Source organism: Butyrivibrio sp. FCS014, assembly GCF_000526935.1.
GTDB lineage: Bacteria > Bacillota > Clostridia > Lachnospirales > Lachnospiraceae > Butyrivibrio.
Genome location: NZ_JAHA01000003.1, coordinates 179,311 through 204,315, shown reverse-complemented (window position 1 = coordinate 204,315; position 25,005 = coordinate 179,311). Strand labels below are relative to the sequence as shown.

Genomic DNA, 25,005 nt, shown 5'->3' with positions numbered 1-25,005 from the left:
TATGCTAATATAACCATGTTAGCGTAAGCTAACTACCTTGACGATCATAGTCATAGTAAATCTCCTACCTACAAAGCCGGTGCATCTTGCCAATGCACCGGCAATTTTTCTTTTACAGGTTCTTTTTCAGTATTGTCATTATCTTGCCGTAGTTTTGGGGTTCATGGGGAAACCTGCAGTCTATGCAGCTTTTGATGGACTTTCCGTCCTTTTCGATCATCTTATAATTCCCGGGACAATTCTCCATATGATACAGGGGACAAAAACAGAAAAGGCAGTTTATATGATCATCTCCCTTATGGCAGGGATAGCTCTTACACTGTCTGTTCTCAAAGTATCTGCTTGAATTTTGAAATTTACCCTCTTCCATCTGTCATCACCTTTACAAACTCTTTTGCAAATTCCGGTGCCGAAGGAAAGTACATGTGAGGAAAACCGAATACCTGCCTATCTCCCACATGCATGGCATCCCAGCAAAGATCGGAGCCGGCCTTGCGGACCTTCATGTCGCTTCCGTTATCTTCAGTGTCATAGTAGTGGAATTCATGGCCCCGCATGCCTTTTAAAGCCCCGGCAAAAGAGCCTTCTGCAGCCCCATCATTAGTATCAAGCTCCACGTACCCGAATCTGACAAGATGGTCCTGACGACTGCAACCACCCTTTATGGCCCCGACCATACAGCGGTCTACGCCTTCATCATCCCTGATGGATTCGTGAAGGTACATAAATCCGCCGCACTCGGCAACTGCCGGCATGCCGCTTTCCAAAGCCACCTTTATCGACCTTCTCATGCTCTCATTCTCTTCAAGCTCCTTAAGATGGAGCTCGGGATAGCCGCCTCCGATATAGAGCCCTGCTGCCCCTTCAGGAAGCTTCTCATCCTTAAGCGGTGAAAAGAAACACAGCTCTGCACCGAGGCTTTCCAGAAGTTCCAGGTTCTCTTTGTAATAAAAGCAAAAAGCATCGTCCATGGCTACCGCAAGTCTGACGTTTTTGCCTTTATTATTTGGATCATCCTCTACATCGCCATAAGCACTGCTGCCTTCTGCAGCCATATCTTCTGCCCCCTCCATTACGGAGATAAGGCCCTCTACATCGCAGTATTTACTTATGCTATCGGATAAAAGATCTATCTTTTCCCGGATCTGTTCTACTTCCCCTGGCATCATAAGTCCAAGATGCCTTGAGTCAACAGATACGTCCGAAAGTTTTGGAAGATACCCCAAAACCTTTACATCAAAGCCGGAATCCTCAAGGCCTTTTTCCACAAGCTCCTTTAATCTTCCGTAAAAGGAGCTACTGACCTTATTGAGGATTATGCCCTTTATAAGCCTATTATCATCATCGGCAAGGATTCCTTTTATTGTGGACAGGAGCGTTCTTCCTGCCCCCAGCGCATCCACCACAAGGACGATTGGGGTATTTGAAGCTGCTGCCACATCATAGGAGGAACCCTCCAGTAAAAGCCCTCCAAGGCCGTCATAGATTCCCATGACTCCCTCTATAACTGCGTATTCATGACCGCATCTTCCAAGGATATTCCTGACTTTGTCGTGTGAGCAAAAGAAGGTGTCGAGATTCCCGCCGTATATCCCAAGAACCCTCTTGTGGAACATGGGATCGATGTAATCCGGTCCGCACTTAAAGGAAGTCACATCCAGCCCGCTCCTCTTAAGGAGGTTCAATAGTCCACAGGTGAACATGGTCTTACCGCTTCCGCTTTTGGGGGCCGCGATCATTATTCTGTTAGTCTTTAATGTTGTTCCCATCCTTCGCCTCAATCCAAAAAGCCGCCACCATCACGGAATTATCCGTCTTCATAAGGTTGTAATTTCCGGCCTTTTCCGCCTTGCTTCCGGTTATCTGCTGAATCTCAAGTTCACGGATATCAGGATCTGCCCCGAGCTTTAAGATTTCATTCATGGTCTCCATGGTTATGGCAGTGATCACCACCCGGACCGTCTTATGATATGTCTTAAGAGCATCAAGTATGTCAAAAAGCCTTCCCGTGCTGCCTCCGATAAATACCGCATCGGGGTCATTTTCCGCCTCTTTAAAGGTATCCGGCGCTTCTCCCTCTATGAGAAGGATATTATTGCAGGAGAATTTCTCCAAATTCTCTTTTTGCACCGCTATAGCCTCAGGCTTTTTTTCGAAGGAAAAGACCTTGAGGCTTCCTGAAAGACCTGCTGCCTCTATTGCCACAGATCCTGTCCCGCTTCCCACATCATAAAGAACGTCCCCCTCCTTGAGCTTAAGAAGTCTTACGCACTCGTGCCTAATAAGAGCCTTGGTCATAGGGGTTTTGTTTCTTATGAATTCAGCATCGTCAATTGTCGGGAAAAGAGGTCTCTTTTCCGGGGAGGGATTGCTTATATACAGCACATACAGTCCCTTAGTAAATTCCGGTGTTGCATCTTCCGGAAGTAAAGTCGTTATCTTCTCGTTTTCATAAGAGAGGTTGGAAGCAACGGTAACGGTAGCTTCAACCTTTCTTTCCGATAAAGCCCTGCGAAGCCTTGAAACGTCGTCTCCTGAGGATAAAAGCACAAAGGTGACGGCATTCTCACTGATCTTATTTGCAGCTGCCGTAATATCACTGTCGCTGTTATTTCCGTGGAGACTTATTATATCCGCATCGCTGTAACTTGCAGAAAGCCTCGCCGCAAGATAAGCCACCGAGGATATTCCCGGGAACCGTTTTATCTCTGTCTTTACTAAAGTCTTATTGGCAAGAGTCCATTCATTTATTCCCTGTTCAAACTTTACGGCTCCGCTGTAAAATCCTATATCCCCTGAGAATAAAACTGCTGCCTTTAGATCCTCCCTGCCGGAAAGTATCTTATCAAGCTCTCCTGTTATATCCTTCGAAAGGTAATAGGGATATGTATCCTTCCCTGTTATTCCTTCAAGAAGTCTCTCCGCTCCGAAAACAGCATCGGATTCCTCAAGGGCCTTATGGGCTTCCAGGGTAAGACCATTCCTATTCCCCATACCCATTCCGATGATGTTAAGGGTAAGGCTTTTAGGATATTCTTCCTTTCCGGTTAATTTTGCAATCTCATCAAGGGCTTCCCCTGTACTTATCCCGTTTGTTTCACCGGGTCTTTTTATGCAGAATACCTTTACTTTCTCGTCAGCGCAGGCCAGAATCTTATCCCCGAAGCCTCCCGCCTTTCCGGAGTCCTTGGTCACAAGGACCTCAATATGGTACTGCCGAAGAAGGGCTGCGTTCAGGTCTCTTGAGAAAGGTCCCTGAAGCGCTATAACCCTATCGTTCCTTATCCCTGCTTCCTCGCAAAGGCTTATGCTCTCAAGAGAAGGAAGAACTCTTGCATATATCCTGCTCTTGTCTTCTATGCCGGAGCAGAGCTCCTTAAGCTCTTTACTCCCCGTGGTAAGAAGGATATTTCCCTTTACGCCTAAAAGAGCCTTTGCACACTCAGCTGCCGTATCAAAGAAGGTCACTCCGGACAGATCAAGGTTGGGATCATCTTCATCTCTTACTACCCTAAGAAGCTTTACGCCAAGTTCCTTTGCCGCTTCTTTGATATTATCAGTAACGATCCTGGCATAGGGGTGAGTGGCATCAACAACGACAGATGCATCCTTTATAACTTCAAGGATGCCCTCCGCGTCTTTCCTTCCTTCCTCCACAAGGATATGTTCTCCCTTTGGCTGCATCATCTGACCATATTCCGTGGCAACACAGACCGTGTGAGGAATGCCTCTGCTATTTAGCTGTTCTGACAGGCGTCGTCCCTCGGATGTTCCCGAGAAGATCACTACCTTTCTTCTTTCATCAGTCATTTTTCAAATATCCTCTTGGCGTAACAAGCCTTCCGTCTATTACCTTGGTAGTTGAATTTCCTATGAATACCGTGGTGAACATATCCACCTGTTTATCTTTAAGCTCCTCCAGAGTACACAAACAATAGCTTTCATCGTCTCTTCCTATATTCCTGACAAAGCCGCATACCCTTTCCTTTTCAATAACTTCAAGCAGTATATCGCAGGCTCTTTTTAAATAATCTTTTCTCATCTTACTGGAAGGATTGTAGATTGCCATTGCAAAGTCTCCCATGGCTGCGCACCTTAATCTCTTCTCAATAAGCTCCCAGGGAGTTAAATGGTCGCTTAAGCTGATGACGCAAAAGTCATGGGAAAGGGGAGCTCCAAGAACTGCTCCTCCGCTTAGAGCTGCGGTGATACCGGAGATCACCTTGATATCAACTTCTTCTCCCTCTGCTATCTCCAGCATAAGGGAAGCCATGCCGTATACTCCCGAGTCACCGCTGCAAACAAGACTCACGGTTTTGCCCTCAAGGGCCTTTGAAAGGCACAGGCTGCATCTCGCCTTCTCCTGTCTCATGCCGGTTGTAAGCAGCTCTTTTCCCTGATAACGGTCCTTTATAAGGTCGATGTATACCGTGTAGCCTATGATAACATCTGACTCCTCAAGAGCCTTTGCTGCCTCATAGGTCATATATTCCTCTTTGCCGGGACCAAGGCCCACAACGTAAATCCTGCCCATCTTATCTCCTTGCTATTGCTACTGTCACTCCGTCCCGTGCCTGTTTGCCTAGCACAAGTTCTCCTTTATTACCGGTCAAAAGAACTGCCGCCCTCTCGCATACGTTATCTACACCGGTGGTCTCCTTAACAAACTGTGAGGCCTCAAAATCACCCTTTGCACCACTTAGCATTTCAGATGTAAAAGTCACAAAAGGGATCCTGTATTTGGCAGAAAAATCGAGAAGGCCCGCTTCTTTGGCTTTTAAATCTATAGAGCCAAAAGCATATATATCCTTATAGTCAAGGCCGCACTCATCGAGGGCTCTTTGTACCGCTGTCTCTATCTCCTTGCAGGTCTTTCCCTTTTTGCAGCCTATTCCCAGAACGTATCCTTTGGGTGATAGCCACAGTGCATCACCATGATTCTGTCCTGCTATTATAACGTCCGCATCATCTGATGGCGGGAAGCTTTCTATGGAAATCCTTATGGGCTCGCCCCTTACAGCCTTTGATGATACAACCTTTATCCTGTCCTTATTATTTATGGTAAGGCGGTTCTCTGCGGCAAACTCATCTATGGCAAAGGTCTCGTTTACATCGGTTGCAGTGGTGATTACCGCCGTTGCTCCCGTTAAACTCTCCATCATCCTTGCAAGATTGTTGGCTCCGCCCACATGACCTGAGAGGATCGGTATAACATATTCCCCCTCCTCGTCCATGACAATGACCGCAGGGTCCGATAGCTTATCCTTAAGAAATGGGGCTATTAACCGTACAGCTATGCCGCAGGCACAGACAAACAAAATGGGGATGTTCTCTTCAAAGCAGCGGGCTACATAATCCGAGGCTTTTGCAAAGTCTTCCCTGCGGTCCTTATAGGTCTCAATCATCAGGTCAAAGCCCCCTCTTTGTGCCTTCGCCTTTTGCCTTATATCCTCTGTTAACTTTTCGCCTCCCGGGGTGAAGCTTATAGCTGCAAGTTTCATTTATTTCTCCGTGTCTTTCTTCTTCCTGAACTGCGTCTCAAAGGATGGGTCGTAGAGTTTTGAACGCTCAATATTCACCGGTGACAGCACATCTCCCACCAGGATTATGGCTGTCTTTGTGATGCCGTGCTCTGCAGAAGTCTCCTCTAAAGTGCCCACAGTGCAGATATATCTTTCTTCCTCCGGCCAGGTGGCCTTATATACTATGGCCGCAGGAGTATCCTCGCTGTAGCCCCCTCTTATGAGTTCATAGGACAATTCCTTAAGAAGGGATGTACTAAGATAGATCGCCATAGATGCCCTGTGAATTGCAAAGCTCTTTATGCTCTCCCTCTCAGGTACCGCCGTCTTTCCCTCCATCCTGGTAATGATAAGGGACTGGGATATTCCGGGAAGGGTGTACTCCAGGTTAAGGGATGCCGCAGCTCCAAAGCAGGCACTGACTCCGGGGCAGGAATCATAGAAAATTCCAAGTCTGTCAAGCTCCTCCATCTGCTCCTTTACCGCGCCGTAGATGCTCTGATCTCCTGTATGGAGCCTTACAACCTCTTTTCCCCCGGCTGCAGCGTCCTTCATCACATCTATCACTTCCTCCAGAGTCATGGTAGCTGAATTGTAGACTTTAGCTTCCTTCGCATAATCAAGTAGCTTTGGATTCACCAAAGATCCCGCGTAGATCACCACATCAGCTTTTTCCAACAGCCTCATTCCTCTTACCGTTATAAGATCCTCTGCTCCGGGGCCTGCCCCCACAAAGTGGACCGTTATTTTTTCACTCATCTGTAATCCTCTATCTCTCTAAGAAAGCTTTCTGCGCCGCCAGTCTTTCCCAGAAGTCCGTCCTCTCCGGAAAAGACGATGCATTCAATCTCAAGTCTTCCTGCCGCTCTTTTCTTAAGATGTCTGTGGATCCTTTCCATAACATTTTCCATAAAGGCTTTTTCAATTCCCGCAGCCTTTATGTAGCCATACCCCTCAGAGGTATTAAGGCTTCTTAAAATGTTCCTTGCAGTATCAAGATCGCATCCCGCCTCTATGGCAGAAGCCGCCATAAGTTCCATCCTCGAGTCCGCCTCTGCGGAATGGGTGTTCATGATGCCGCCGCTAACCTTTATAAGCTTACCTATATGCCCCACTAAAAGAAGCTTTTGGACTCCCAGCCGGGCAGCCATATCTATGGTATCACCGATAAAGTTCGAACATTTTACAGCCCTGTCTAGGTCAAAACCGTATTCCTTCTTCATAAAATCAAGGCCGTAATTTCCCGGAGCAATGGCAATTGCCATCTGCCCAAGGGCTACCCGCTGCCGCATCTCCACCCTGATGGTGTCCTTAATGGCCTGCATGCTCATGGGTTCCACAATACCGCTGGTTCCGATAATGGATATCCCGCCCTCTATTCCAAGTCTTGGATTAAAGGTCTTCTTCGCAATCTCTTCGCCCCCGGGAACCGAGATCACAACAGCTATGCCTTCCCTATAATCAAAAAGCTCCATCACTTCCATAACTTCGGCTTCTATCATGCTTCTGGGAACAGAATTGATGGCCGCATTGCCTATGGGCTGATCAAGTCCCGGCCCGGTTACTCTTCCAACACCTTCTCCGCCGTCTATGGTCACGCATCTTTCTTTACTTGGGAAAAGAGCTGTGGAAGCATATATCCTTGCTCCCGTGGTAACGTCGGGGTCATCGCCCCCATCCTTTACAACAGCGCAGGATACCCTGTCCTTTTCCATTGTTATGTCCAGGATCTCAGCGTTAAAGTCTATGCCCTTAGGAGTCTTTATCACTATATTTTCTTTTTTACTGCCCGAAAGCAGCATGAAGGCCGCAGCCTTTGCCGCCGCTGCAGCACAGCTTCCGGTGGTAAATCCGTATCTCATGTCTTTCTCCGAAGATTATCCAAGTGAATAAAGCAGCGCGTTGCAGATTGCTGCAGCCACATTACTTCCGCCCTTCCTGCCCCGGTTTACGATGCAGGGAATATCCGTATCAATAATGAGTTCCTTGGCGGCCTCCACATTTACAAAGCCCACGGGAACACCGATAACAAATGAAGGTCTGTAATCCTTCCTGTCATACATTTCCCTTAAGGCCACAAGGGCTGTAGGAGCATTGCCTATGGCAAATATCACAGGTCCCTCGAGCTTTGAAGCTCTCTCCATACTTACCGCCGCTCTGGTAAGTCCCCTGTCCTTTGCTTCTCTTGCCACGTCCTCCTCTGCCATAAAGCAAAGGACTTTTCCTCCAAACTTTGCAAGAGTCTTTTTATTTATGCCGGCAAGAGCCATGTTGGTATCGGTAACGATGGTTGCCCCGCCTTTAAGCAGCTCTTTTGCCTGCCCAATGGCACCTGCGCTGAAATAAAGCGTCTTAGCGTAGTCGAAATCCGCAGTGGTATGGATTGCCCGCTTTATGAGAAAAGCCTTATCTTCAGGAAGGAAAATTCCTGCGTTTTCAAGCTCCTGCCCGATTATCTCAAAGCTTCTTTTTTCTATTTCATCCGGAAGTACATACTCAAGTTCCATTTATAATCTCCCTGATTGCATCAAGCAGAGCCTTGTTGCATTGACGGTCTTTGACCGCCATACGGTAATAGCCCTTATCAAGTCCTTCGAAATTACTGCAGTCTCTTATCAGAATCCCTCGTTCTGTCAGTGCTTCATATAAACCTTCCAGGGCTTTAAAGAGAATAAAACAGGTATCTGAGGAAAAGACCTTAATACCAAGCTCTGTAAGCCCGCCGGTCAGATAGCTTTTTTCTTCCTGTATGATCCTGAGACTCTTTGCTATATACCCGGAAGCGATGATATCGGGATCCTTGATCTTAAAGGTATCACCAAGGATCATGCACCCTGACACCGCAGCAGCTTCCGCGAACACAGACAGATTCCACTCCGGGAGCTGTCTTTTTATGCGCTCCGTTGTCTGTGCCGCCGACAGAGCAAAGCCGAGCCTTACCCCGGGGATTCCGAAGAGCTTTGTAAAGGCCTTTGCTACTATGAGCCTGTCGTAACAGAATATCTTATCCTTAATGCTCACTGCTCCTTCACACAGTTCCAGAAAGCACTCATCCACAACAAGACAGGTATCATAATGCATGCACTTTTCAAGTATCCTGTATAATAGTCCCTCATCTATGGCTTTGCCTGTGGGATTATTGGGATTGCAGAGAAAAACAATATCGGTAGCCTCTGTAATCCTTTCAAGAAAATCAGCCTTAAGTTCAAAATCATTTTCCTCTGTAAGGAAATACCTTTCTATACTGCAATCCTGCGCCATTCCAAGGGCATACTCATAGCCGTAAAATGACGGAGCTGCGATCAAAGCTTCCTTTGGATCTGTCATTCTTACTATCGCTGCAAACAGCTCCGAAGCCCCGTTTGTGCAGATAACATTTTCCGGATTGACGCCGAAGCAGGAAGCAATATGGCTCTTTACGCTCTCCTGTCCGGGATCCGGATACTCCATGATCCTGGTCGCAGCGCCTTCAATAGCTTCCTTCATTTCTTCCGGACATCCCAAAGGATTAAGGCTCACCGAAAAATCATATTCAATTTTGTTTCTGTAAATATCTCCGCCGTGAATAGCGCTCATTCTAAATTCCTGCCGTGGCTTTACATGGCAATTATCAAAAGAATTACTGCGCATATGATAAATGCCAGAAAAGCCGTAATATACATAAGTTTGTTGGCCCTTATTATATCCTCAGGTTCAATGGGCCTTAGGTCATCTCCTATAAAGGGCTTTTTTACAATCTTTCCAAAATAACTGGCATCTCCCGCAAGCCTTATGGACAGTGCCCCCGCAAGAGCACTCTCTGTCTGGGCCGAGTTGGGAGATTTGTGGTTGTATCTGTCTCTTTTAAAGATTAAGAAAGCTCCTGCCGCATCATACTCTTTTCCAAGAAACATGCATCCTGCGATCATTAAAAGAGCACTTATCCTTGCGGGCAGGAAATTACACACATCATCTATCCTTGCCGCAAAAAAGCCAAAGTCCTCATATCTGTCATTGTGATATCCGATCATGGAATCCATGGTATTTACGGCCTTGTAGGCCATTCCAAGAACAGGCCCTCCGATAAAGGCATACAGAAGCGGAGCTATAACTCCATCGGAGGTGTTCTCAGCCACGGTTTCAACCGCAGCTTTTGTTACTCCCGCTTCATCAAGACAAGCCGTGTCTCTTCCCACGATCATGGAAACAGCCTTCCTGGAAGAAGCTATATCTTTTGTCAAAAGAGCATCATATACCTTCATGCTCTCGCTCTTAAGACTTTTTGCCGCAAGGCAGTAACAGGTAAGAATCGCCTCTATTATGATCCCCAAGACAAAATGGATCCTGTAGGAAACAAATACCAAGGCCAGTGTCAGGCAGATGGTTACAGCCATAACAAGAAGCCAGAGTATAAGCCCTCTTAGCCTGTTCTTCTTGCTTCCCGCTTTTTCTTCCTCATCCCTCAGCCTCTTTTCAAGGAAGGATATAAAACTCCCTATCCACCTTATGGGATGGGGAATGCCGTAAGGGTCCCCGATGATAAGGTCCAGTATAAAGCCCGCCGTAAAGGCAAGCAGATGGCATGTGATGATATTTCCCATAGCTTTTACCCAAGGGGAAGGCTAAGGAACAATGCAAGCAACGCCACCATCAGGCCTTCTGTGAAGACCAGATAGTACCCTGCCGTATCTCCTGTTACTCCGCCAAATTCCCTCTTAGTCTTTCTGTAATAATATGCAGTAAAAAGAGCCGTCGATGCAGCCATAAGCACCGTAAGTGCAGCATTTACACAGAGTAAAAAGGCTGCGCATACCAGAAGCTGTGCAATCAGTGCATACTTACATCCCTTCCCTGCACTTTTGGTCTCGGTGCTCAGCATTCCGTCCTTTTTGGCTTTCTCAAAGCTAAGGCTGCAAAGGCCGGTCATGATCCTTGATAACACAAAGCTCATGCAAAAAAAGATGATCCCTGTATCCGAAAATCTCCATATCACTATGGAAAGAGCTCCTATCCATACAAGCACATAACTAAGAAGACTGATCACAGCAAAGGCTCCGATGTGAGGATCTTCCAATATCTTAAGCTTCTCTTCGGGGGACTTGTAGGACTTAAAAGCATCCTGGGTATCCATGAAGCCATCCAGGTGAAATCCTCCCGTAACAATAAGCGGCACAAGGCCGGCAAAGGCCATCACTGCCACCATGGGAAGATTGAACCTAAAGGCCTTTCTTATAAGCAAATACTCGATAGCTCCGATAACTGCCCCCACCAATGGAAGAAAAGCCAGGTTGTATTTCATGTCCTCTTCCTTCCACTCAAAATGCGGCATTGGGATTTTCGAGTACAGCGAAAACGCCACCACAAGATTTCTAATAAACACCATAAATTCCTGTCATACCTCCACAACTCTGTCTGCTGCGGCCTTAAGCTTCTCATTTACAAGGCCGGTAATCTCTATGTATCTCAGGGTCTCTTCATCAAAGCCCTCTTCCTCTTCAAATTCATTGGTAACAACAACAATCTCCGATGCCCGCTCTTTCACATCAAGGATCTCCTCAAATACAAAGTCTGCAACTTTCCTGGCGCTCCAGGTCGTTTTCTCCTCTTCGTGCATCTCGTTTCCCACAAGATTTGATACGCATTCAAGAAGGCATACCGAGCCCTCAAGTCCGCTTATGCTGTAAAGATCCACAGGGCATTCCACAGTTTCAAACCCTTTGCCTTCCCTCAGCTTTCTGTGTCTTTCGATGCGTCTTTGCCCGTCTTCCCCGAAGGGGATCATGGTGGCAATGTATATCCTTCTTTGACCCTTTGAAAGCTCCAGAACTATATCTTCAGCCAGTTTCGATTTGCCGCTTCCGGGGCGGCCGACTACCAGTGTCATCATGAAAATCTCGTATACTCCCTGATCCCGCCTGCCTCAAAGGTAGATGCAGACTTATAAAAATCCAGCGCAAGGTCCAGAAGGGGAAGAAGCATTATGCCTCCTGTCCCCTCTCCCAGGGCCATATTCCCGCCGATGAAAGGTCTTTGCCTGAGCAGTTCCAGGGCCTTTGAAAGCCCCTTCTCCCTGCCTTTATGGGCCGCTATCATGTACTTCTCCGTTCCCGGAACAAAACACTTTGCCAAAAGAGCCGCCACCGCCGTTATCACTCCGTCGATAACTACGGGGAGTTCATATATGCCGCAGCCGATAAACAGCCCGCAAAGCCCTGCTATATCAAAGCCGCCCACTTCGCAAAGATATTTAAAGGCCCTATCTTTGTCATCAAGTGAAGGCTTACCGTCTCCGTACTTTTTTACTGCTTCAAGAATAACTTCCTTCTTCCGCATAAGCCCATTATCATCAAGGCCTGCCCCTCTTCCGACAAAAGAGCTTCCGTCATCTCCGGTAAGAAGTGAAAGGAGCGCTGCAGCAGTTGTGGTATTGCCTATCCCCATTTCTCCGGATACAACAATGTCTGCGCCCATTCCCTTAAGAGTCTTTGCCCGGTCGATTCCGGAACCTATGGCCATGAGACCCTGCTTTTTAGTCATGGCATTTTCCTTAAGGAAATCTCCGGTTCCTTCTGCAACCTTAAGGGGAAGAACTCCCGGGATCTCATCCCTGCAATCAATTCCCATGTCCACAGCCATGACCTTTGCAGCTGCCTTTTTAGCCAGGGTATTTGCAGTGCTTGTGCCTTCTCCCAGCATCCTTGCCACCTGATAAGTGACTTCCTTCCCGGTCTGGGATACTCCCTCGTCAACAATGCCGTTATCGGCGCACATGATCACAACATACCTGTTATCAAGACTTGGCAATTCCCTGCCCTGAATAGCCCCGATCCTGCAGATGACTTCTTCAAAGTCTCCGAGGCCGTCGATGGGCTTTGAAATCCCGTCCCACCTCTTCTTTATGCTGTTGTAGATTTTCCCGTCCGGAACACCTGCCTTAAGAGAAAGCAGCTCCTCCAGGGAAAGACTGTCTCTAAAATCACTCATTCTTATCTATTCCGATCATCCTGTATATGGCATCCATGTCCATGTACTTTCTTATCATGTCCGCCAGCTTATCAAACTGTTTTTCCCGGAACTTTTCATAGCTTTCCGGATTGTTTTTTGAAAGGCTCACTCCCTTTTTGGCTGCCAGTCTCTCCACCATCTCCCTGACAATTTCCGCCTCGTCAAAAAAGCCGTGGATATAGGTTCCGTAGACATTGCCTTTGCAGTATCCTGTCCCGCCGGCTGTAAAGGGCATTGCCTGCGCACCTTCTGCAAGAACCGTCTTACCCATATGTATCTCGTAGCCGCTGTATCTTTTCCCTTTTAATCCGGACAAAAGACCTGTCGGCTCCTCCACAACGCCCTCAGTAAGGCTCCTCACCTTACCACCTGTAAGGGTTGTGGAAATAGGAAGAAGTCCAAGTCCCCTTATGCTGCCGCCGCTCTCAACTCCATCAGGATCGCAGACATCTTCCCCAAGCATCTGAAAACCTCCGCAGATGCCAAAAACAATTCCGCCGGATCCTTCATACTTTCTTATGGCAGTTTCAAAGCCCCGCTCAATAAGCCACTTAAGATCTGCAATAGTGCTCTTGCTTCCGGGGAGCATTATGATATCGGGGTTGCCAAGGTCCCTTGCGCTTGTAACATACCTGACCGATACCTCGTCATACTCATCAAAGACATTAAAGTCTGTGAAATTGGAAATATGAGGAAGCCTTATGACCGCAATGTCTATAAGGCCGCGGTCTGCCTTGTCAAAGCGCTCCGTCAGGGAATCCTCATCCTCCAGCTTAAAATCACCGTAGGGCAAAACTCCCACGACCTTTATCCCTGTCTTTTCTTCTATCATCTCAATGCCGGGATCAAGGATGCTCTTATCTCCGCGAAATTTGTTGATCACAAGCCCCTTTATCCGGCTCTTTTCCCCGGGTTCAAGAAGTTCCACTGTACCGTAGAGCTGGGCAAAAACCCCGCCTCTGTCAATGTCACCCACAAGTATTACAGGTGAATCCACAAGCCCGGCCATTCCCATATTTACTATGTCGTTCTCTTTTAAGTTGATCTCTGCAGGAGAACCGGCGCCCTCGATTACTATCACCTCATATTCTTCCGAGAGCTTATCTACAGCGGCCAGGATATCCGGCACCAGCTGCTTCTTGTATTCAAAGTAGTCCCTGGCCTTCATGTTGCCAACGACTTTGCCGTTAACAATCACCTGGCTTCCCACATCGTCTGTGGGCTTAAGAAGGATGGGGTTCATGTATACCGAGGGCTTAATCCCGGCGGCCTGGGCCTGCATTACCTGCGCTCTTCCCATCTCCAGCCCATCCTCAGTGATGCAGGAATTAAGGGCCATGTTCTGGGATTTAAAGGGAGCCACCTTAAAGCCGTCCTTTTTAAGGACCCGGCAAAGCCCCGCCACAAGAAGGCTCTTTCCCGCGTTTGACATGGTGCCCTGTACCATTATGAACTTTGGTCTTCTCTTATCATTACTCATAGTATTCTTTATATTTTCCGCTGCTCATGGAAAAGAGCTGTTCCAGGTACTCCGGTGTCAGTATATCCCCGGGGTTTCCGCACTTTTCCAGTTTATTATCATGGGTTATGGAAACGGCAACATCCGCCACCTTCTTCACCAGTTCTATCTCATGCATGGAGATAAGAACGCAGGCTTCTCTTTCTGCCACATACGCCTTAAGTACATCGAAGAACTCGGTCTTATATCCCATATCAAGAAAGCTGGTGGGCTCATCAAGTATGAGGATCTGCGGATCAGACACAATTGCCCTTGCAAGAAGCACCCTCTGCTTCTGACCGTCGGAGAGACTCTTAAACAGCCTGCCTGCAAGGTTTTTTACTCCGATCATCTCCATTGCCCGGTCTATTGCCTCTTTATCTTCTTTTGTCAGCCTTCCGAACATATCCGTGTATTGGAAGCGACCGACTCTTACCACATCAAAGCAGGTCTCATAGTCCGAAGCAACCTTTTCTGTCAGCATCACGGACATTATCCTCGCCAGGTCACTGCTCTTATATTCTTGCAGCTCTTTTCCCTTGATAAGGATCCTGCCCTTCATAGGATCAAGGAGCCCTGCGGCCGCCTTAAGGATAGTGGATTTGCCCGCACCGTTGGGGCCGATAAGGGCTGTGATCTTTCCTTTATCCACCGAAAGGTCAATGTCTTTAAGCAGCTCTTTTTTCTGATATCCAAGGGAAACTTTTTCAAATTGTATCTCAGCCATACTGTTTCCTCCTGCCTATCATCATGGATACCACCACGGGAGCTCCAAAGATTGCCGTCACCGTGCTGATGGACAGCTCCGTTGGGGAAAAGAGGCTTCTGGCAATAAGGTCACTGAAAAGACAGAATGCACTTCCCATAAGGAAAGATGCCGGTATTATAACCTTTGGTCTTCCGGATTTAAAAAGGAGTCTTGCCACATGGGGCATAGCTATTCCCACAAATGACACTGGTCCCGCAAAGGCTGTGACCGTTGCCGAAAGGATACTGGACAATATTATCAGTACTGTTCTGAAGGCCCTGACATTTATGCCAAGGGTTGTGGCATAATTCTCGCCATACATATAGGCTTCCATGGTCTTGGATATCATAAAGGCAGCAATAAGACCTGCCATTGAGATTGGAATGTAGTAAAAAGCATCTCTCCAGGCCGCTGAGGAAAAGGTTCCAAGAGCCCAGTTGTGAAGATTCACAATGTTTACATCGTCGGCAAAGGTCACCAAAAGCTCAGTAACCGCTGAACAGATATACCCCACCATTACGCCGCAGACAACAAGGACCGACATGGATCTTACTCTTGTGGAAACAGCCAGCACAAATCCGGTTGCGATGAGGGACCCTGCAAAGGCAGATACGATCAGCATCCAGGAGTTCATGACAAATCCTGCCTTAAGAGAAGCCACCATAAGAAGCGCCACCACGAGCTTCGCCCCCGAAGAGATGCCAAGGATGTATGGGCCGGCAATGGGGTTTGAGAAAAAGGTCTGCAAAAGATACCCTGAAAGAGCAAGAGCTCCTCCCAGAAACAGTGCCTCCACCGTTCTTGGAAGTCTTATGTCAAACAGGATCTTTCCTGCCGTGGTGCTGTGATCTCCTGAGGCAAAAAGATGCAGTATCTCAAAAGGGCTGATGTCCACGCTGCCAACACAGATACAGAGCACCATCAGCAGCAGTACCAGTATTATTAAGATTGCATATAGAATACAATGTCTTTTCATGGATGCTCCAAAGTTACAATTTGATAATGTACTTAAGGTCGGCGCCGCCCTGCCCGCTTATGACCTTATACATGTCCACAACAACATCCACGATGCTGCTGCTCTTCTGAAACATGTCCGCATTGGTGCTGTAGACCTTTCCTTCTTTCACTGCCTTGAAATCAGCAAAAAGAGGATTCTTGTCTATCAGGTCCTCCACCGAGGAGAGCTCTCCCTCAATAGTCCCGTTATATATAAGAATATCAGCATCATGGGCAAGTTCATAGAAGTCTTCCCAATTAATATTCATTGTTGAAAGGGCGTTTTCATTTTCCACCTTAAGGTCAGAAAGACAATACTGTCCTCCTGCCATTTCTATCATTGAAGAGACATAATCTCCGGGTTTTCTAACGTTAACGTATCCGTTTGAGGATATGTAAAAGAATGCAACGGAAGGCTTATCTTCACTGTTTGCAGAGACTTCCGTAAGAGCGGAATTCACCTCAAAGAGCTTATCCTCCTGGGCGTCAAAAAAATCTTCCGCTTCCTTCTGTTTTCCCAAAAGAACGCCGTAGAGCTTAACCCATTCAAGTCGTCCCATGGGGTTTTTCTCGTAGCTTGATCTTTCTACCATCACCGGGATCCCAAGCCTTGTGAGTTCTTCCTTTATCTCGGGACTGTGGGTGATCATGGTGGATTCTATGGCGATGTTGCAGTCAGAGCTTATGATGCGCTCATAATCCGGGGCACTGTACTTGCCCACGTACTCGATCCTTCCTTCTTCCATGGCTTTTTTGACCTCGTCTATGGAATAGTCCGCGGCGCTGGTGGAGCAGCTCTTTATACTGTCAAGGCTGTCCAGAGTCACAAAAAAGTCCATGGCGGAAGATGCTGCCAGATATATGTCCTTAAGAGGCTGATGAATAATAACAGGATTACTAAGCCCAAGATCACTCTCACTTTGCCCCTCAGGAATAAGCACATAATCCGTGCCGTCCTCAATATGGATATGTGTATATCCACCCTCATAAAAATCCACAAAGAGCTGGTCAGCATATTTCAGCTCCAGCTCTCCGGTCTTCCTGCTTGTGGTAACAGCACTATCCGGACCCTTACCGCAGGCGGTCATAAGGACCAGCGCGATAAGAGCCGGGAAAAGAGCTGTACATATTTTTTTAAAACTATCAGATAACTTTTGATTCATTTATGGTGCTATTCCCATCTGACTATCACTTCATGGAGTCGGATTTAAAATTGAGTGTGTACTCAACCTCGTGAGGCTTACTCATTGCTGTGGTGTCGCCTATCACTGTAAGATCCTTATCAAGAGCACCTACAGGGATCTCAAATACGGAATTACCCTCGGTATTAACCGGCTCATACTTCTGTCCGTCTACAAGCATGTAGTCGTAGTTGGGGCTGCTCCAGGTAATAGTTGCTGTCATCTTGCCGCCCTTAACCACAAGTTTTGTGGGAGACTCGATGGTAGCCTTTCCTGAACCGCCTTCCATGGTAACTTCTATGGTGTACTCACCATCCTTAACATCTGCTGCAGCTTCCGCAGCTTCGGGATTTGAGACCTTAACCTTATGGTCATACCACTTTCCCTTTGTTCCTACCAGGGCAAGATCAAACTCTTTGTCAAGATAGGGAACGGGAACGTCAAAGGCATTTACTTCTTCAGTGAGACCATCACTGTAGGTTACTTCCTCCACGGTAGCTTCGATGAGCTTTGCTCCGTCCTTCTGGGCATCCTCGGCAGATCCTTCAAAGAGACTTACGGTATTCTTTGAAGGCATAACAATATGGATTGTCATCTCGCCGTTCTTAACTGTAAGTGTACCCTTTCCCTCGCATACTTCATTTACATGGAACATGGAACCATCGGTATCAAAGTCTGCAAGGTAGGTTCCGTCCTTAAGTTCTCCGGAAGCACTGCCATCAGTGCCGGCAATATTAAAATTTCCGGAAACACTGTTAAGGTGATCGATATATAATTTCTGAACCTCCTCTATTCTTCCAAGACCTGCAATCTGGCATTCTACACTCTCGAAGTATCCTGATGTGTTAAACAATGACTTCCAGGAATCCTCATCGTCTCCTGCCATATCGTTGTTGGCATGGTCTCCCGCAACAACCATAAGAGGTCTCATGACAACCTTTGTGTAACCTGCCTCATGAACAGCATCGATGATGCTCTCGCAGGAAGTCTCTTCAGGTTCACCCTCAACGGTTCCGACAAATACGTTCTCATATCCAAGATCGTTCATCTGAGTCTGCATCTGGGAATAGGTAACCTTAGCTGCATGGGATGTGCCGTGTCCTATATAGACAATTGCTGTGCCATCCTGCGCTGCTGCATCCAGAGAATCATAGGAAGACTCCTCAACTGTAGCCTTTACAACAGCTTCTGCCACGGTCTTCTTGTCATCATTGACAATGCTGGCGTCCTTGCCAACCTCGCCAAGAAGAGGCTCTGATACATAAACATTTTCAAACTTATCGGAGTAATTTCCCAGGGTATCAACAAGCTCGTCATACTCTGCACCATGCATAAGGTGTGTTGGCTGAACGATAAGGTTCTTAACCCCGTTGTTCACTGCTCTTTCAAGAGCCTGATCCATGTTGTCAATGAACTCACCGTCCCTTGCCTGAACATGATTGATGATGATCTGAGCAGTGAAAGCTCTTCTTACTGACCAGTCAGGGAAAGCAGCTGCAACAGCCTTCTCGATTCCTCCGATATCCTCAGCTCTGCTGTCATTAAAGGAAGTACCAAAACTTACTACAAGGATCTCGTTTTCACCAATCTCATCCTGATTAAGGGAATCATCCTTGGAGGCATCTCCTGTATCTCTTCCGAAATAATCAGGATCTGCATTCTCGCCCTCGACCAGCTCCTTCTGGGCATCTGTAAGAGCATCCCAGGCAGCCTTTGCTGCTGCGCAGTCAGCATCTGTTGTCTCGGTTCTCTCCTGAACATAAATTGCATCAATAAGTGCGGCAACCTCATCAGCTGCAGCCTGATCGTCTACTTCCGCAGGCTCCTGCTGCGTATCTGTCTCTGCAGCAGTCTCAGTATCCTCCGAAACAGCTTCGGGGGCTGCCTTCCCGCAACCCGCTGCCATGGAGGCAGTAAGCACTGTTGCCATAATAATACCAAATAGTTTCTTTTTCATTTTTCCTCTCCTCGTATCTTATTTCCCAATATTGCTTGCAAATAAAAAACGCCCATCGGAAAATGGACGCCAAAAAGAAAGGCCTTAAAGCCCTTCATCCGGTACGACCAATTCCTCGTGATCTAATGCACCCGAACATTCGGCAGGTTTCCTGGCTTGAGTATCATCATCCGTCAGCAATCTTCCCAAGTTTCCTCAGTGACTTCGCTAAAAGCGAACCGCTTCCGGACTCCTCTCCTACAGTGACGAGATCGCACAGGCCTTGAACCTGTTTCCCTTTTACCCTTCGGCCCTGCATAAATACTGCAGTCGAAGGCACCGATTGTCGTCAATATCAAGATTCGTACCCATTTTAGCACAAGGTCCCAAAGCAGGCAACCGCACATACTGCAGGCAGTGCCCATACCGCAGGCAACTGCCCCTGCAGCCATATAGCGCCTTAAATACCCTTTTAGTCCAGTGGCTTTAGCCTTACCTTCATGGATATCTGCCTTGGAGTCTCCATCCCGTCGAACTTTATAAGATAGCTCTCCTCGTCGGTGTTGATATCAAGGATGGTCCCGGCTCCCAAAATAACATGCTCCACCCGCTGCCCCTTCTCAAGAAGATTCAGTTTCTGTGCCCCCTTAAGGTGCCTTGAGTCATTCTCGATAAACTTCCTGACCGCGGTCATCATGCGCTCATCAGGCTTCTCGGTAAATTCCAGAAGCTCCGGGTCTATATCCATAATGAATCTTGAAGGATATCTTGGAATTCCCTCAAAGGTATTGCCTCCCGCTTCGGAAATATAAAGTCTCTTCTTGGCTCTTGTCATGGCAACAAAAGCAATACGCCTTTCTTCCTCCATTCCCTCTAAGGTATGGACCTTCCTTGAAGGGAATATACCCTCATTCATGCCGCACAGGAAAACATAAGGAAACTCAAGGCCCTTGGCAGCATGAACCGTCATAAGCCTCACCTTGTCCTCCTGCCCCGCATCGGAATCCGCATTGGTAAAAAGAGCTATGTGCTTGAGGTAGTCCTCAAGACCCACCTCTTCTCCGCAGGTGGTCTCATATTCAAAGACGGACTGCTTGAGCTCCGCCAGGTTATCAAGTCTCTCCTGGGCTCCCTCTGTCCTTAGCATTTTCTCGTATCCACTTTCATTTAGGATCTTGGCAAGGACCTCCGATACAGGAAGTCCCTCATAGCTTCCCGAGAACTTCTCTATCAGATCTATGAATTGACCGGCCTTGGTGCCCTTTATGAGTTCATTATCAAGATTCTCCGAAAGAGCCTGATAGAGGGAGCAATTATGGTCCCTGGCGTATTCCTCCAGGAAAGCCATACGTCTTTTACCAAGGTTTCTCTTGGGTACGTTGGCAATACGCCTGAAGGAGATGTCATCGCGATATACGATCATACGAAGGTAACATAAGGCATCCTTGATCTCCAGTCTTCCAAAGAACTGAACTCCGGAATAAATGGTATAGGGGATTTTCTCCTTCATAAGCCCCTCTTCCACAGTCCTTGTGACATAGTGGGCTCTGTAGAGGATGGTCATGTCCCTGTAGTGAACGCCGCTCCCTTTAAGGGCCAGAATCTCCCCGGTAAGCCAGTCCGCCTCGTCTGCCGTATTGGGAGCCAGATGGCAGAGCACACTCTCCCCGTCCGGCAGAGTAGGAACCAGATCCTTCTTAACCCTGAAGCGATTCTTGTCAATAAGGGAATTGACAGCCTTCAGGATCTGGGGAGTAGATCTGTAATTGTCATTCATGAGAATTGTCTTAACGCCCGGATACTGTTTGTCAAAATCCAGAAGATATTTAACATTGGCGCCTCTCCAGGTATAGATGGTCTGGTCGGGATCTCCCACGATAAAAAGATTCTTGTGATAACCCGCAAGAACATCCATTAGTTCATACTGAAGACTGTCAATATCCTGAAATTCATCGATCATGATGTACTCAAGGCGCTTTTGCCACTTGAGCCTGATATCGGGGTTCTCCTTGAATATATACAGGCTGAATTTGATAAGATCGTTGTAATCAAGGCCAAAGCACTTCTTCTCCTGATAAAGATACCCGTAAAAGAGAATGTCCTTAACCTCTGTGGCTGAATCATATTTGTCCTTGAGAGTATCAAGGGGCATGGTAAGCATATCAAGGTAGTACTCGGGCTCCTCAAAGATCTTACGTATCTCGAACATGTCCCTTGCTGAGCTGAAGGTCATATCCCGAAGAGATAATCCCCTCTCCTCGTAGATGATCTTAAGCATATCGTCGATATCAGAGTTATCAAGGACCAGGAAGTTCTTGGGATAGCTCACCGCATGGGAATCCTCCTGAAGGACCGAGACGCAGAAGCCGTGGAAGGTATTGATATATCCGGTGTCATTGTCTCCCGTAAGCCTGTGTATCCTCTGCCTCATCTCATTGGCTGATTTATTGGTAAAGGTAACGCAAAGAATATGTCCCGGCATGATTCCAAGGCCGTTTACAAGATAAGCAAAACGGGCAGAAAGCGCCCTTGTCTTGCCGCTTCCGGCTCCTGCTATGACCCTGACGTACCCTTCGGTTGTGGTCACCGCCTCTTTCTGCGCATCATTTAATTGCTCCAGTAAATCCTGCATTTTAAATCTCCTGAATTTTCAAATCATCATAAATATCATCTGCAGCTGCACTATTTCGCAAACATTTGTTCTGACAACATTATACGAACAAATGTTTTCAATGACAAGACCAAACCATGAGAAAGGATTCCGGATTTCGACTTTCAGATTCAGGAGATATTTCCGTAACAAAAAACAGCCCCGCATGATCTTTTGATCAGCGAGGCTGCTCTGTTCATATCTTCAAAATTCTATCAGTTGATAATAAGGCTTCCCCAGGTATCGGAAGGAAGGATACCGATGTAAGTCTTTCCTTTATTGATGGAGATCTCGGCACCGGATGCGTTGTAGTAACGTGTGAATCCGGTCTCGCTGTTCTTCTTCCAGGTGATAGGAATAACTGCGCCGTTTGTGATGTAATAGCCGCTTCCTGAACCGATAACATTGTAGGTAAGATATCCGTTGGGATCCAGCTGAGTGAATGATACATTCTGAAGGATGACATTCTTGAATGTCAAAACCTGTCCATCCTCTGCATCAGTATGGATTGTGCCGTAATCATAGTAATCATAGGTTCTTGTTCCCGGATTATAAGCCAGTCTGCTTTTGTTATGAACGAAGATAGCGCCCATATCGATGTTGACAGCAGAACTTCCGCCCTGCAGCAATGTGTCTTCTCCGTAGAAGTTGAAATGGGAGTTTCTCTCAAGTCCGATGGTATAAGTTGTAGGAAGACCTGCCTTTGCAAATCTGCTTACAAGTTCTGAACCAAAGCAGTACTCTGTGAACTCTCTCGGTTTGCCATTCTTAATTCTGGAAAAACCGCCGCTGAGGTGTGCTGCGTAGGGTTGAGCCAGATATGAATTGATGTAGAAAGGGCCGCCGTCGTGAATGAGAACTGCATTGTACTCATCTGCCAACATTACGTTTGTGGTACGTACGCTACGGATGCTACCGGTCTGGCCAAGATTTGCCCAGTCCTTATAGATGCACATAAGCCTTGTGATACGGCCATTGGCTGTACTGTTCATGATCTCATAAACAATGTCTGCCTCGGCTGTTCCGTAGTGTTTGAGTGCCTTTTTCTCGTTGTCCACCATGATGGCCACAGGTCTCTGGCTTGCAATGGAATCGCTTATCTCAAGTCCTGTCAACTCTGATGCCCCCGCATACACAGTTGTAGACAGCATGCAAACACTTAAGATACTGGTTAATGCAGCTAATATTCTCCTTATCTTCATATATAGTTCTCCTTCTCTCATAAGAAATGAATCGGTATTTCGATTATACCATCTTTTTTGCACAAAGGAAAACCGTGGATTATTCTTCGTTATCGCCAACTAATGCCTTTGAAAACTGGGTTTCATAAAGTCTCTGATAAACACCCCCGGCTTTTACAAGCTCACTGTGCTGGCCTCTTTCAACGATCCGGCCATCATCCACCACCAGGATCTCATCCGCCTCAAGGATAGTTGAAAGCCTGTGGGCGATAAGAATACTGGTCCTGGTTTCAATGATGGGCTCTATAGCCTCCTGGATCCTGCTCTCCGAAATGGAATCAAGAGCCGAGGTTGCTTCGTCGAAGATAAAAAGAGCCGGATCCTTTAAAAGAACTCTCGCAATGGCTATACGCTGTTTCTCACCGCCCGAGAGCTTAAGTCCCCTGTTGCCCACCATAGCATCAAGGCCCTTCTCCTGCTTCTCAATAAAGTCATAGATATTGGCCTTTTTGCAGGCTTCTATCATATCTTCCTCAGTGGCATCGGGCTTTGCATACAGAAGATTCTCTCTTATGGTGCCATTAAAGAGGTAGTTCTCCTGGGATACCACTCCGATACCTTCCCGCAGGTGATTAAGGCTCATATTCCTTATATCTATGCCGTTCCACTTGATGCGCCCGCTTCCTACATCGTAGAGCCTTGGTATAAGGTTTATTATGGTGCTCTTGCCGGAGCCCGAAGGCCCTACAATAGCAATACAGTCCCCGTTTTTCAGAGTAAAATTTATGTCCTTCAATATTTCTTTTGACTCATCATAGGAGAAATGCACGTGGTCAAAGACTATATTTCCGTGACGAAGGTTTGGGTTTGTGGGATTCTCAGGATCCTTGACCTCCACCTCCATGTCGAAGTACTCAAATATCCTTGAGAAAAGAGCCATGGACCTCATCCAGTCCACCTGAATGTTGAGAAGTGAATTCACCGGCATGTACATCTGTCCAAGAAGCGCCACCATAACGGTGATATCACCAACAGTCAGGTTCGCTCCGTGATTGATCATCAAAATGCCGCCAACAAGATAGATCAGCATGGGGCCTATGCTGGTAAAGGTATGAAGCACCACAAAGAACCAGCGGCCGGCGAGCTTCTCTCTGATGTTGAGCTTGACCATCTTATCGTTGGCCTTGGAGTATCTTTCGTACTCATACTCCTCTTTTCCAAAGAGTTTTACCAGAAGCTGACCACTGACTGACATGGTCTCGTTAAGTATCCCGTTGATCTCATCGTTACAGGCCTGAGATTCTCTTGTAAGAGTCCACCTGGTCTTGCCGGCCCTTCTTGTTGGTATGGTAAAAAGAGGTACGATGATAATACCGATTATGGCCAGCAGGTAGTTTCTTTGGAACATGGCAACAAGAGCCACCGTAAGGGTCATGATATTGGAGATGATGGATGTAAAGGTGCTTGCGATCACCGTCTCAACGCCGGCGATATCACTGGTCATTCTGGTAATGATGTCGCCCTGATTATTATTGGTGAAAAAACGCTGTGACATGCGCTGAAGATGTCTGAACATCTGGTTTCTCATATCGTAGGTGATATGCTGTGCGATCCAGTTGTTGAGATAGCTCTCCGCAACACCTATGAGATTTCCCATAAAGGATGCAAGAAGTGAAGCCAGTATGTAATAGACCAGGGCACGAAGATTCCTGCCGATAAGTCCCTCATCCACGATTTTGCCGGTGATGATAGAGGGCAAAAGCTTCAGGATCGAAGATATCAGAATGCATACCATGACCAGAAGAAGCTGCAACACGTAAGGCTTTAAGTATGACATTACTCTTTTTACAAGTGCAAATGTGATCTTTGGCTGGTTTGCCTTCTCTTCTTCAGTCATATACGCCCTGCCAAAGGGTCCCCCGTGACCTCTTCCATCTGCCATAGGCTTTTCCTCCCGTTTTTCGATATCTTTTTAATACTTTATCATGAAAAAACGGCAGTGGTCAAAAGAATCGACCACTGCCGTCTGCTCTTAAAAATATGTTTCTCAGGAAAGAAGCTGTGCCTTCAAAAATGCTACAGCATCAGGCTTAAAGCCGGCCAGCTCCCAATCGTCAAAAAGCTGAGCCATTCTCATTCCGGAAAATCCCTTGGCATCAAGCCCCAGAAGGTCCCAGGCCTTCTCAAAAGCTGCTTTTTTCTGTGAAAGCTCATCAGAAGCCTTTAAAAGTCCGCCGCTGACATTTTCAAGTACATCCTCATTTAATAATTTCTTCTCATCTGTTCCCATTAGTTAACACCTCCTGAAC

General features: G+C 47.0%; 21 protein-coding genes, 1 pseudogene and 1 riboswitch. All 22 genes and pseudogenes read right to left on the bottom strand.

From position 1 onward, the window contains the following. Positions 1-112: 112 nt before the first annotated feature. The 22 genes and pseudogenes from T456_RS0101305 to T456_RS0101195 all read right to left on the bottom strand — a co-directional run bounded on the left by T456_RS0101305 (position 113) and on the right by T456_RS0101195 (position 24,986). Positions 113-370 (bottom strand): cysteine-rich small domain-containing protein, encoded by a 258-nt coding sequence (locus T456_RS0101305; RefSeq protein ID WP_024864547.1) that lies wholly within the window; start codon positions 368-370, stop codon positions 113-115. Further along, positions 357-1,769 (bottom strand): cobyrinate a,c-diamide synthase, encoded by a 1,413-nt coding sequence (locus T456_RS18890; RefSeq protein WP_035800931.1) that lies wholly within the window; start codon positions 1,767-1,769, stop codon positions 357-359. The genes T456_RS0101305 and T456_RS18890 overlap by 14 nt, the downstream gene beginning before the upstream one ends. Next, positions 1,747-3,810 carry a precorrin-6A reductase gene (gene cobK / locus T456_RS0101295; RefSeq protein ID WP_024864546.1) on the bottom strand — a complete coding sequence of 688 codons (2,064 nt, stop codon included), beginning with the start codon at positions 3,808-3,810 and terminating at the stop codon, positions 1,747-1,749. Before cobK ends, T456_RS18890 begins: the two co-directional genes overlap by 23 nt. After that, positions 3,803-4,534, bottom strand: coding sequence for a precorrin-3B C(17)-methyltransferase (gene cobJ / locus T456_RS0101290; RefSeq protein WP_024864545.1), 732 nt, complete (start codon positions 4,532-4,534; stop codon positions 3,803-3,805). The genes cobK and cobJ overlap by 8 nt, the downstream gene beginning before the upstream one ends. Before the next feature lies 1 nt (position 4,535). Next, positions 4,536-5,501: a cobalt-precorrin 5A hydrolase gene (locus T456_RS0101285; protein WP_024864544.1), complete on the bottom strand. Its 966-nt coding sequence runs from the start codon at positions 5,499-5,501 to the stop codon at positions 4,536-4,538. Continuing rightward, positions 5,502-6,281, bottom strand: coding sequence for a precorrin-4 C(11)-methyltransferase (cobM, locus tag T456_RS0101280; protein WP_024864543.1), 780 nt, complete (start codon positions 6,279-6,281; stop codon positions 5,502-5,504). Beyond that, positions 6,278-7,384, bottom strand: a complete 1,107-nt coding sequence (gene cbiD, locus T456_RS0101275; RefSeq protein ID WP_024864542.1) for a cobalt-precorrin-5B (C(1))-methyltransferase CbiD — start codon at positions 7,382-7,384, stop codon at positions 6,278-6,280. The genes cobM and cbiD overlap by 4 nt, the downstream gene beginning before the upstream one ends. A 15-nt stretch (positions 7,385-7,399) precedes the next feature. Then, entirely contained in the window at positions 7,400-8,029 is a 630-nt protein-coding gene (locus T456_RS0101270; protein WP_024864541.1) for a precorrin-8X methylmutase, read from the bottom strand. Next, a complete protein-coding gene (locus T456_RS0101265) occupies positions 8,019-9,098 on the bottom strand; it encodes a pyridoxal phosphate-dependent aminotransferase (RefSeq protein ID WP_024864540.1) in 1,080 nt (359 codons plus the stop codon). The genes T456_RS0101270 and T456_RS0101265 overlap by 11 nt, the downstream gene beginning before the upstream one ends. A gap of 20 nt (positions 9,099-9,118) precedes the next feature. Beyond that, a complete protein-coding gene (gene cbiB, locus T456_RS0101260) occupies positions 9,119-10,102 on the bottom strand; it encodes an adenosylcobinamide-phosphate synthase CbiB (RefSeq protein ID WP_035800928.1) in 984 nt (327 codons plus the stop codon). A gap of 5 nt (positions 10,103-10,107) precedes the next feature. Further along, the gene (locus T456_RS0101255) at positions 10,108-10,884 is read right to left on the bottom strand and encodes an adenosylcobinamide-GDP ribazoletransferase (protein WP_024864538.1); all 777 of its coding nucleotides are present in this window, start codon (positions 10,882-10,884) and stop codon (positions 10,108-10,110) included. Between the two features lie 9 nt (positions 10,885-10,893). After that, positions 10,894-11,388, bottom strand: coding sequence for a bifunctional adenosylcobinamide kinase/adenosylcobinamide-phosphate guanylyltransferase (locus tag T456_RS18885; RefSeq protein WP_035800926.1), 495 nt, complete (start codon positions 11,386-11,388; stop codon positions 10,894-10,896). Next, complete coding sequence (locus T456_RS0101245; RefSeq protein WP_024864537.1) at positions 11,385-12,485, bottom strand: nicotinate-nucleotide--dimethylbenzimidazole phosphoribosyltransferase; 1,101 nt, start codon at positions 12,483-12,485, stop codon at positions 11,385-11,387. Before T456_RS0101245 ends, T456_RS18885 begins: the two co-directional genes overlap by 4 nt. Further along, positions 12,478-13,986: a cobyric acid synthase gene (locus T456_RS0101240; RefSeq protein WP_024864536.1), complete on the bottom strand. Its 1,509-nt coding sequence runs from the start codon at positions 13,984-13,986 to the stop codon at positions 12,478-12,480. Before T456_RS0101240 ends, T456_RS0101245 begins: the two co-directional genes overlap by 8 nt. Further along, positions 13,979-14,731 carry an ABC transporter ATP-binding protein gene (locus tag T456_RS0101235; RefSeq protein ID WP_024864535.1) on the bottom strand — a complete coding sequence of 251 codons (753 nt, stop codon included), beginning with the start codon at positions 14,729-14,731 and terminating at the stop codon, positions 13,979-13,981. The genes T456_RS0101240 and T456_RS0101235 overlap by 8 nt, the downstream gene beginning before the upstream one ends. Next, a complete protein-coding gene (locus T456_RS0101230) occupies positions 14,724-15,728 on the bottom strand; it encodes a FecCD family ABC transporter permease (protein ID WP_024864534.1) in 1,005 nt (334 codons plus the stop codon). Before T456_RS0101230 ends, T456_RS0101235 begins: the two co-directional genes overlap by 8 nt. A 13-nt stretch (positions 15,729-15,741) precedes the next feature. Next, entirely contained in the window at positions 15,742-16,911 is a 1,170-nt protein-coding gene (locus T456_RS0101225) for an ABC transporter substrate-binding protein (protein ID WP_024864533.1), read from the bottom strand. A gap of 778 nt (positions 16,912-17,689) precedes the next feature. Then, positions 17,690-18,886 (bottom strand): annotated as a pseudogene (locus T456_RS24005) (sirohydrochlorin cobaltochelatase); the annotation flags it as partial. A gap of 124 nt (positions 18,887-19,010) precedes the next feature. After that, positions 19,011-19,224, bottom strand: a riboswitch (cobalamin riboswitch). A 113-nt stretch (positions 19,225-19,337) separates the two neighbouring features. Beyond that, entirely contained in the window at positions 19,338-21,497 is a 2,160-nt protein-coding gene (locus T456_RS0101210; RefSeq protein WP_024864531.1) for an ATP-dependent helicase, read from the bottom strand. Between the two features lie 233 nt (positions 21,498-21,730). After that, a complete protein-coding gene (locus tag T456_RS0101205; RefSeq protein WP_024864530.1) occupies positions 21,731-22,717 on the bottom strand; it encodes a DUF3048 domain-containing protein in 987 nt (328 codons plus the stop codon). A gap of 79 nt (positions 22,718-22,796) precedes the next feature. Further along, complete coding sequence (locus tag T456_RS0101200) at positions 22,797-24,638, bottom strand: ABC transporter ATP-binding protein (protein WP_024864529.1); 1,842 nt, start codon at positions 24,636-24,638, stop codon at positions 22,797-22,799. Positions 24,639-24,743: 105 nt separating this feature from the next. Next, the gene (locus tag T456_RS0101195) at positions 24,744-24,986 is read right to left on the bottom strand and encodes a hypothetical protein (protein WP_024864528.1); all 243 of its coding nucleotides are present in this window, start codon (positions 24,984-24,986) and stop codon (positions 24,744-24,746) included. Positions 24,987-25,005: the final 19 nt, after the last annotated feature.

Excerpts from the sequence above, each read along its gene's own strand:
- T456_RS0101210 (WP_024864531.1), bottom strand. The coding sequence starts at position 21,497 with ATGCAGGATTTACTGGAGCAATTAAATGATGCGCAGAAAGAGGCGGTG.
- T456_RS0101225 (WP_024864533.1), bottom strand. The coding sequence starts at position 16,911 with ATGAATCAAAAGTTATCTGATAGTTTTAAAAAAATATGTACAGCTCTT.
- T456_RS0101305 (WP_024864547.1), bottom strand. The coding sequence starts at position 370 with ATGGAAGAGGGTAAATTTCAAAATTCAAGCAGATACTTTGAGAACAGA.
- T456_RS0101240 (WP_024864536.1), bottom strand. The coding sequence starts at position 13,986 with ATGAGTAATGATAAGAGAAGACCAAAGTTCATAATGGTACAGGGCACC.
- T456_RS18890 (WP_035800931.1), bottom strand. The coding sequence starts at position 1,769 with ATGGGAACAACATTAAAGACTAACAGAATAATGATCGCGGCCCCCAAA.
- T456_RS0101285 (WP_024864544.1), bottom strand. The coding sequence starts at position 5,501 with ATGAAACTTGCAGCTATAAGCTTCACCCCGGGAGGCGAAAAGTTAACA.
- T456_RS0101235 (WP_024864535.1), bottom strand. The coding sequence starts at position 14,731 with ATGGCTGAGATACAATTTGAAAAAGTTTCCCTTGGATATCAGAAAAAA.
- T456_RS0101245 (WP_024864537.1), bottom strand. The coding sequence starts at position 12,485 with ATGAGTGATTTTAGAGACAGTCTTTCCCTGGAGGAGCTGCTTTCTCTT.
- T456_RS18885 (WP_035800926.1), bottom strand. The coding sequence starts at position 11,388 with ATGATGACACTGGTAGTCGGCCGCCCCGGAAGCGGCAAATCGAAACTG.
- T456_RS0101265 (WP_024864540.1), bottom strand. The coding sequence starts at position 9,098 with ATGAGCGCTATTCACGGCGGAGATATTTACAGAAACAAAATTGAATAT.
- T456_RS0101255 (WP_024864538.1), bottom strand. The coding sequence starts at position 10,884 with ATGGTGTTTATTAGAAATCTTGTGGTGGCGTTTTCGCTGTACTCGAAA.
- cobK (WP_024864546.1), bottom strand. The coding sequence starts at position 3,810 with ATGACTGATGAAAGAAGAAAGGTAGTGATCTTCTCGGGAACATCCGAG.
- cbiB (WP_035800928.1), bottom strand. The coding sequence starts at position 10,102 with ATGGGAAATATCATCACATGCCATCTGCTTGCCTTTACGGCGGGCTTT.
- T456_RS0101270 (WP_024864541.1), bottom strand. The coding sequence starts at position 8,029 with ATGGAACTTGAGTATGTACTTCCGGATGAAATAGAAAAAAGAAGCTTT.
- T456_RS0101195 (WP_024864528.1), bottom strand. The coding sequence starts at position 24,986 with ATGGGAACAGATGAGAAGAAATTATTAAATGAGGATGTACTTGAAAAT.
- T456_RS0101200 (WP_024864529.1), bottom strand. The coding sequence starts at position 24,638 with ATGGCAGATGGAAGAGGTCACGGGGGACCCTTTGGCAGGGCGTATATG.
- T456_RS0101205 (WP_024864530.1), bottom strand. The coding sequence starts at position 22,717 with ATGAAGATAAGGAGAATATTAGCTGCATTAACCAGTATCTTAAGTGTT.
- cobM (WP_024864543.1), bottom strand. The coding sequence starts at position 6,281 with ATGAGTGAAAAAATAACGGTCCACTTTGTGGGGGCAGGCCCCGGAGCA.
- cobJ (WP_024864545.1), bottom strand. The coding sequence starts at position 4,534 with ATGGGCAGGATTTACGTTGTGGGCCTTGGTCCCGGCAAAGAGGAATAT.
- T456_RS0101230 (WP_024864534.1), bottom strand. The coding sequence starts at position 15,728 with ATGAAAAGACATTGTATTCTATATGCAATCTTAATAATACTGGTACTG.
- cbiD (WP_024864542.1), bottom strand. The coding sequence starts at position 7,384 with ATGAGATACGGATTTACCACCGGAAGCTGTGCTGCAGCGGCGGCAAAG.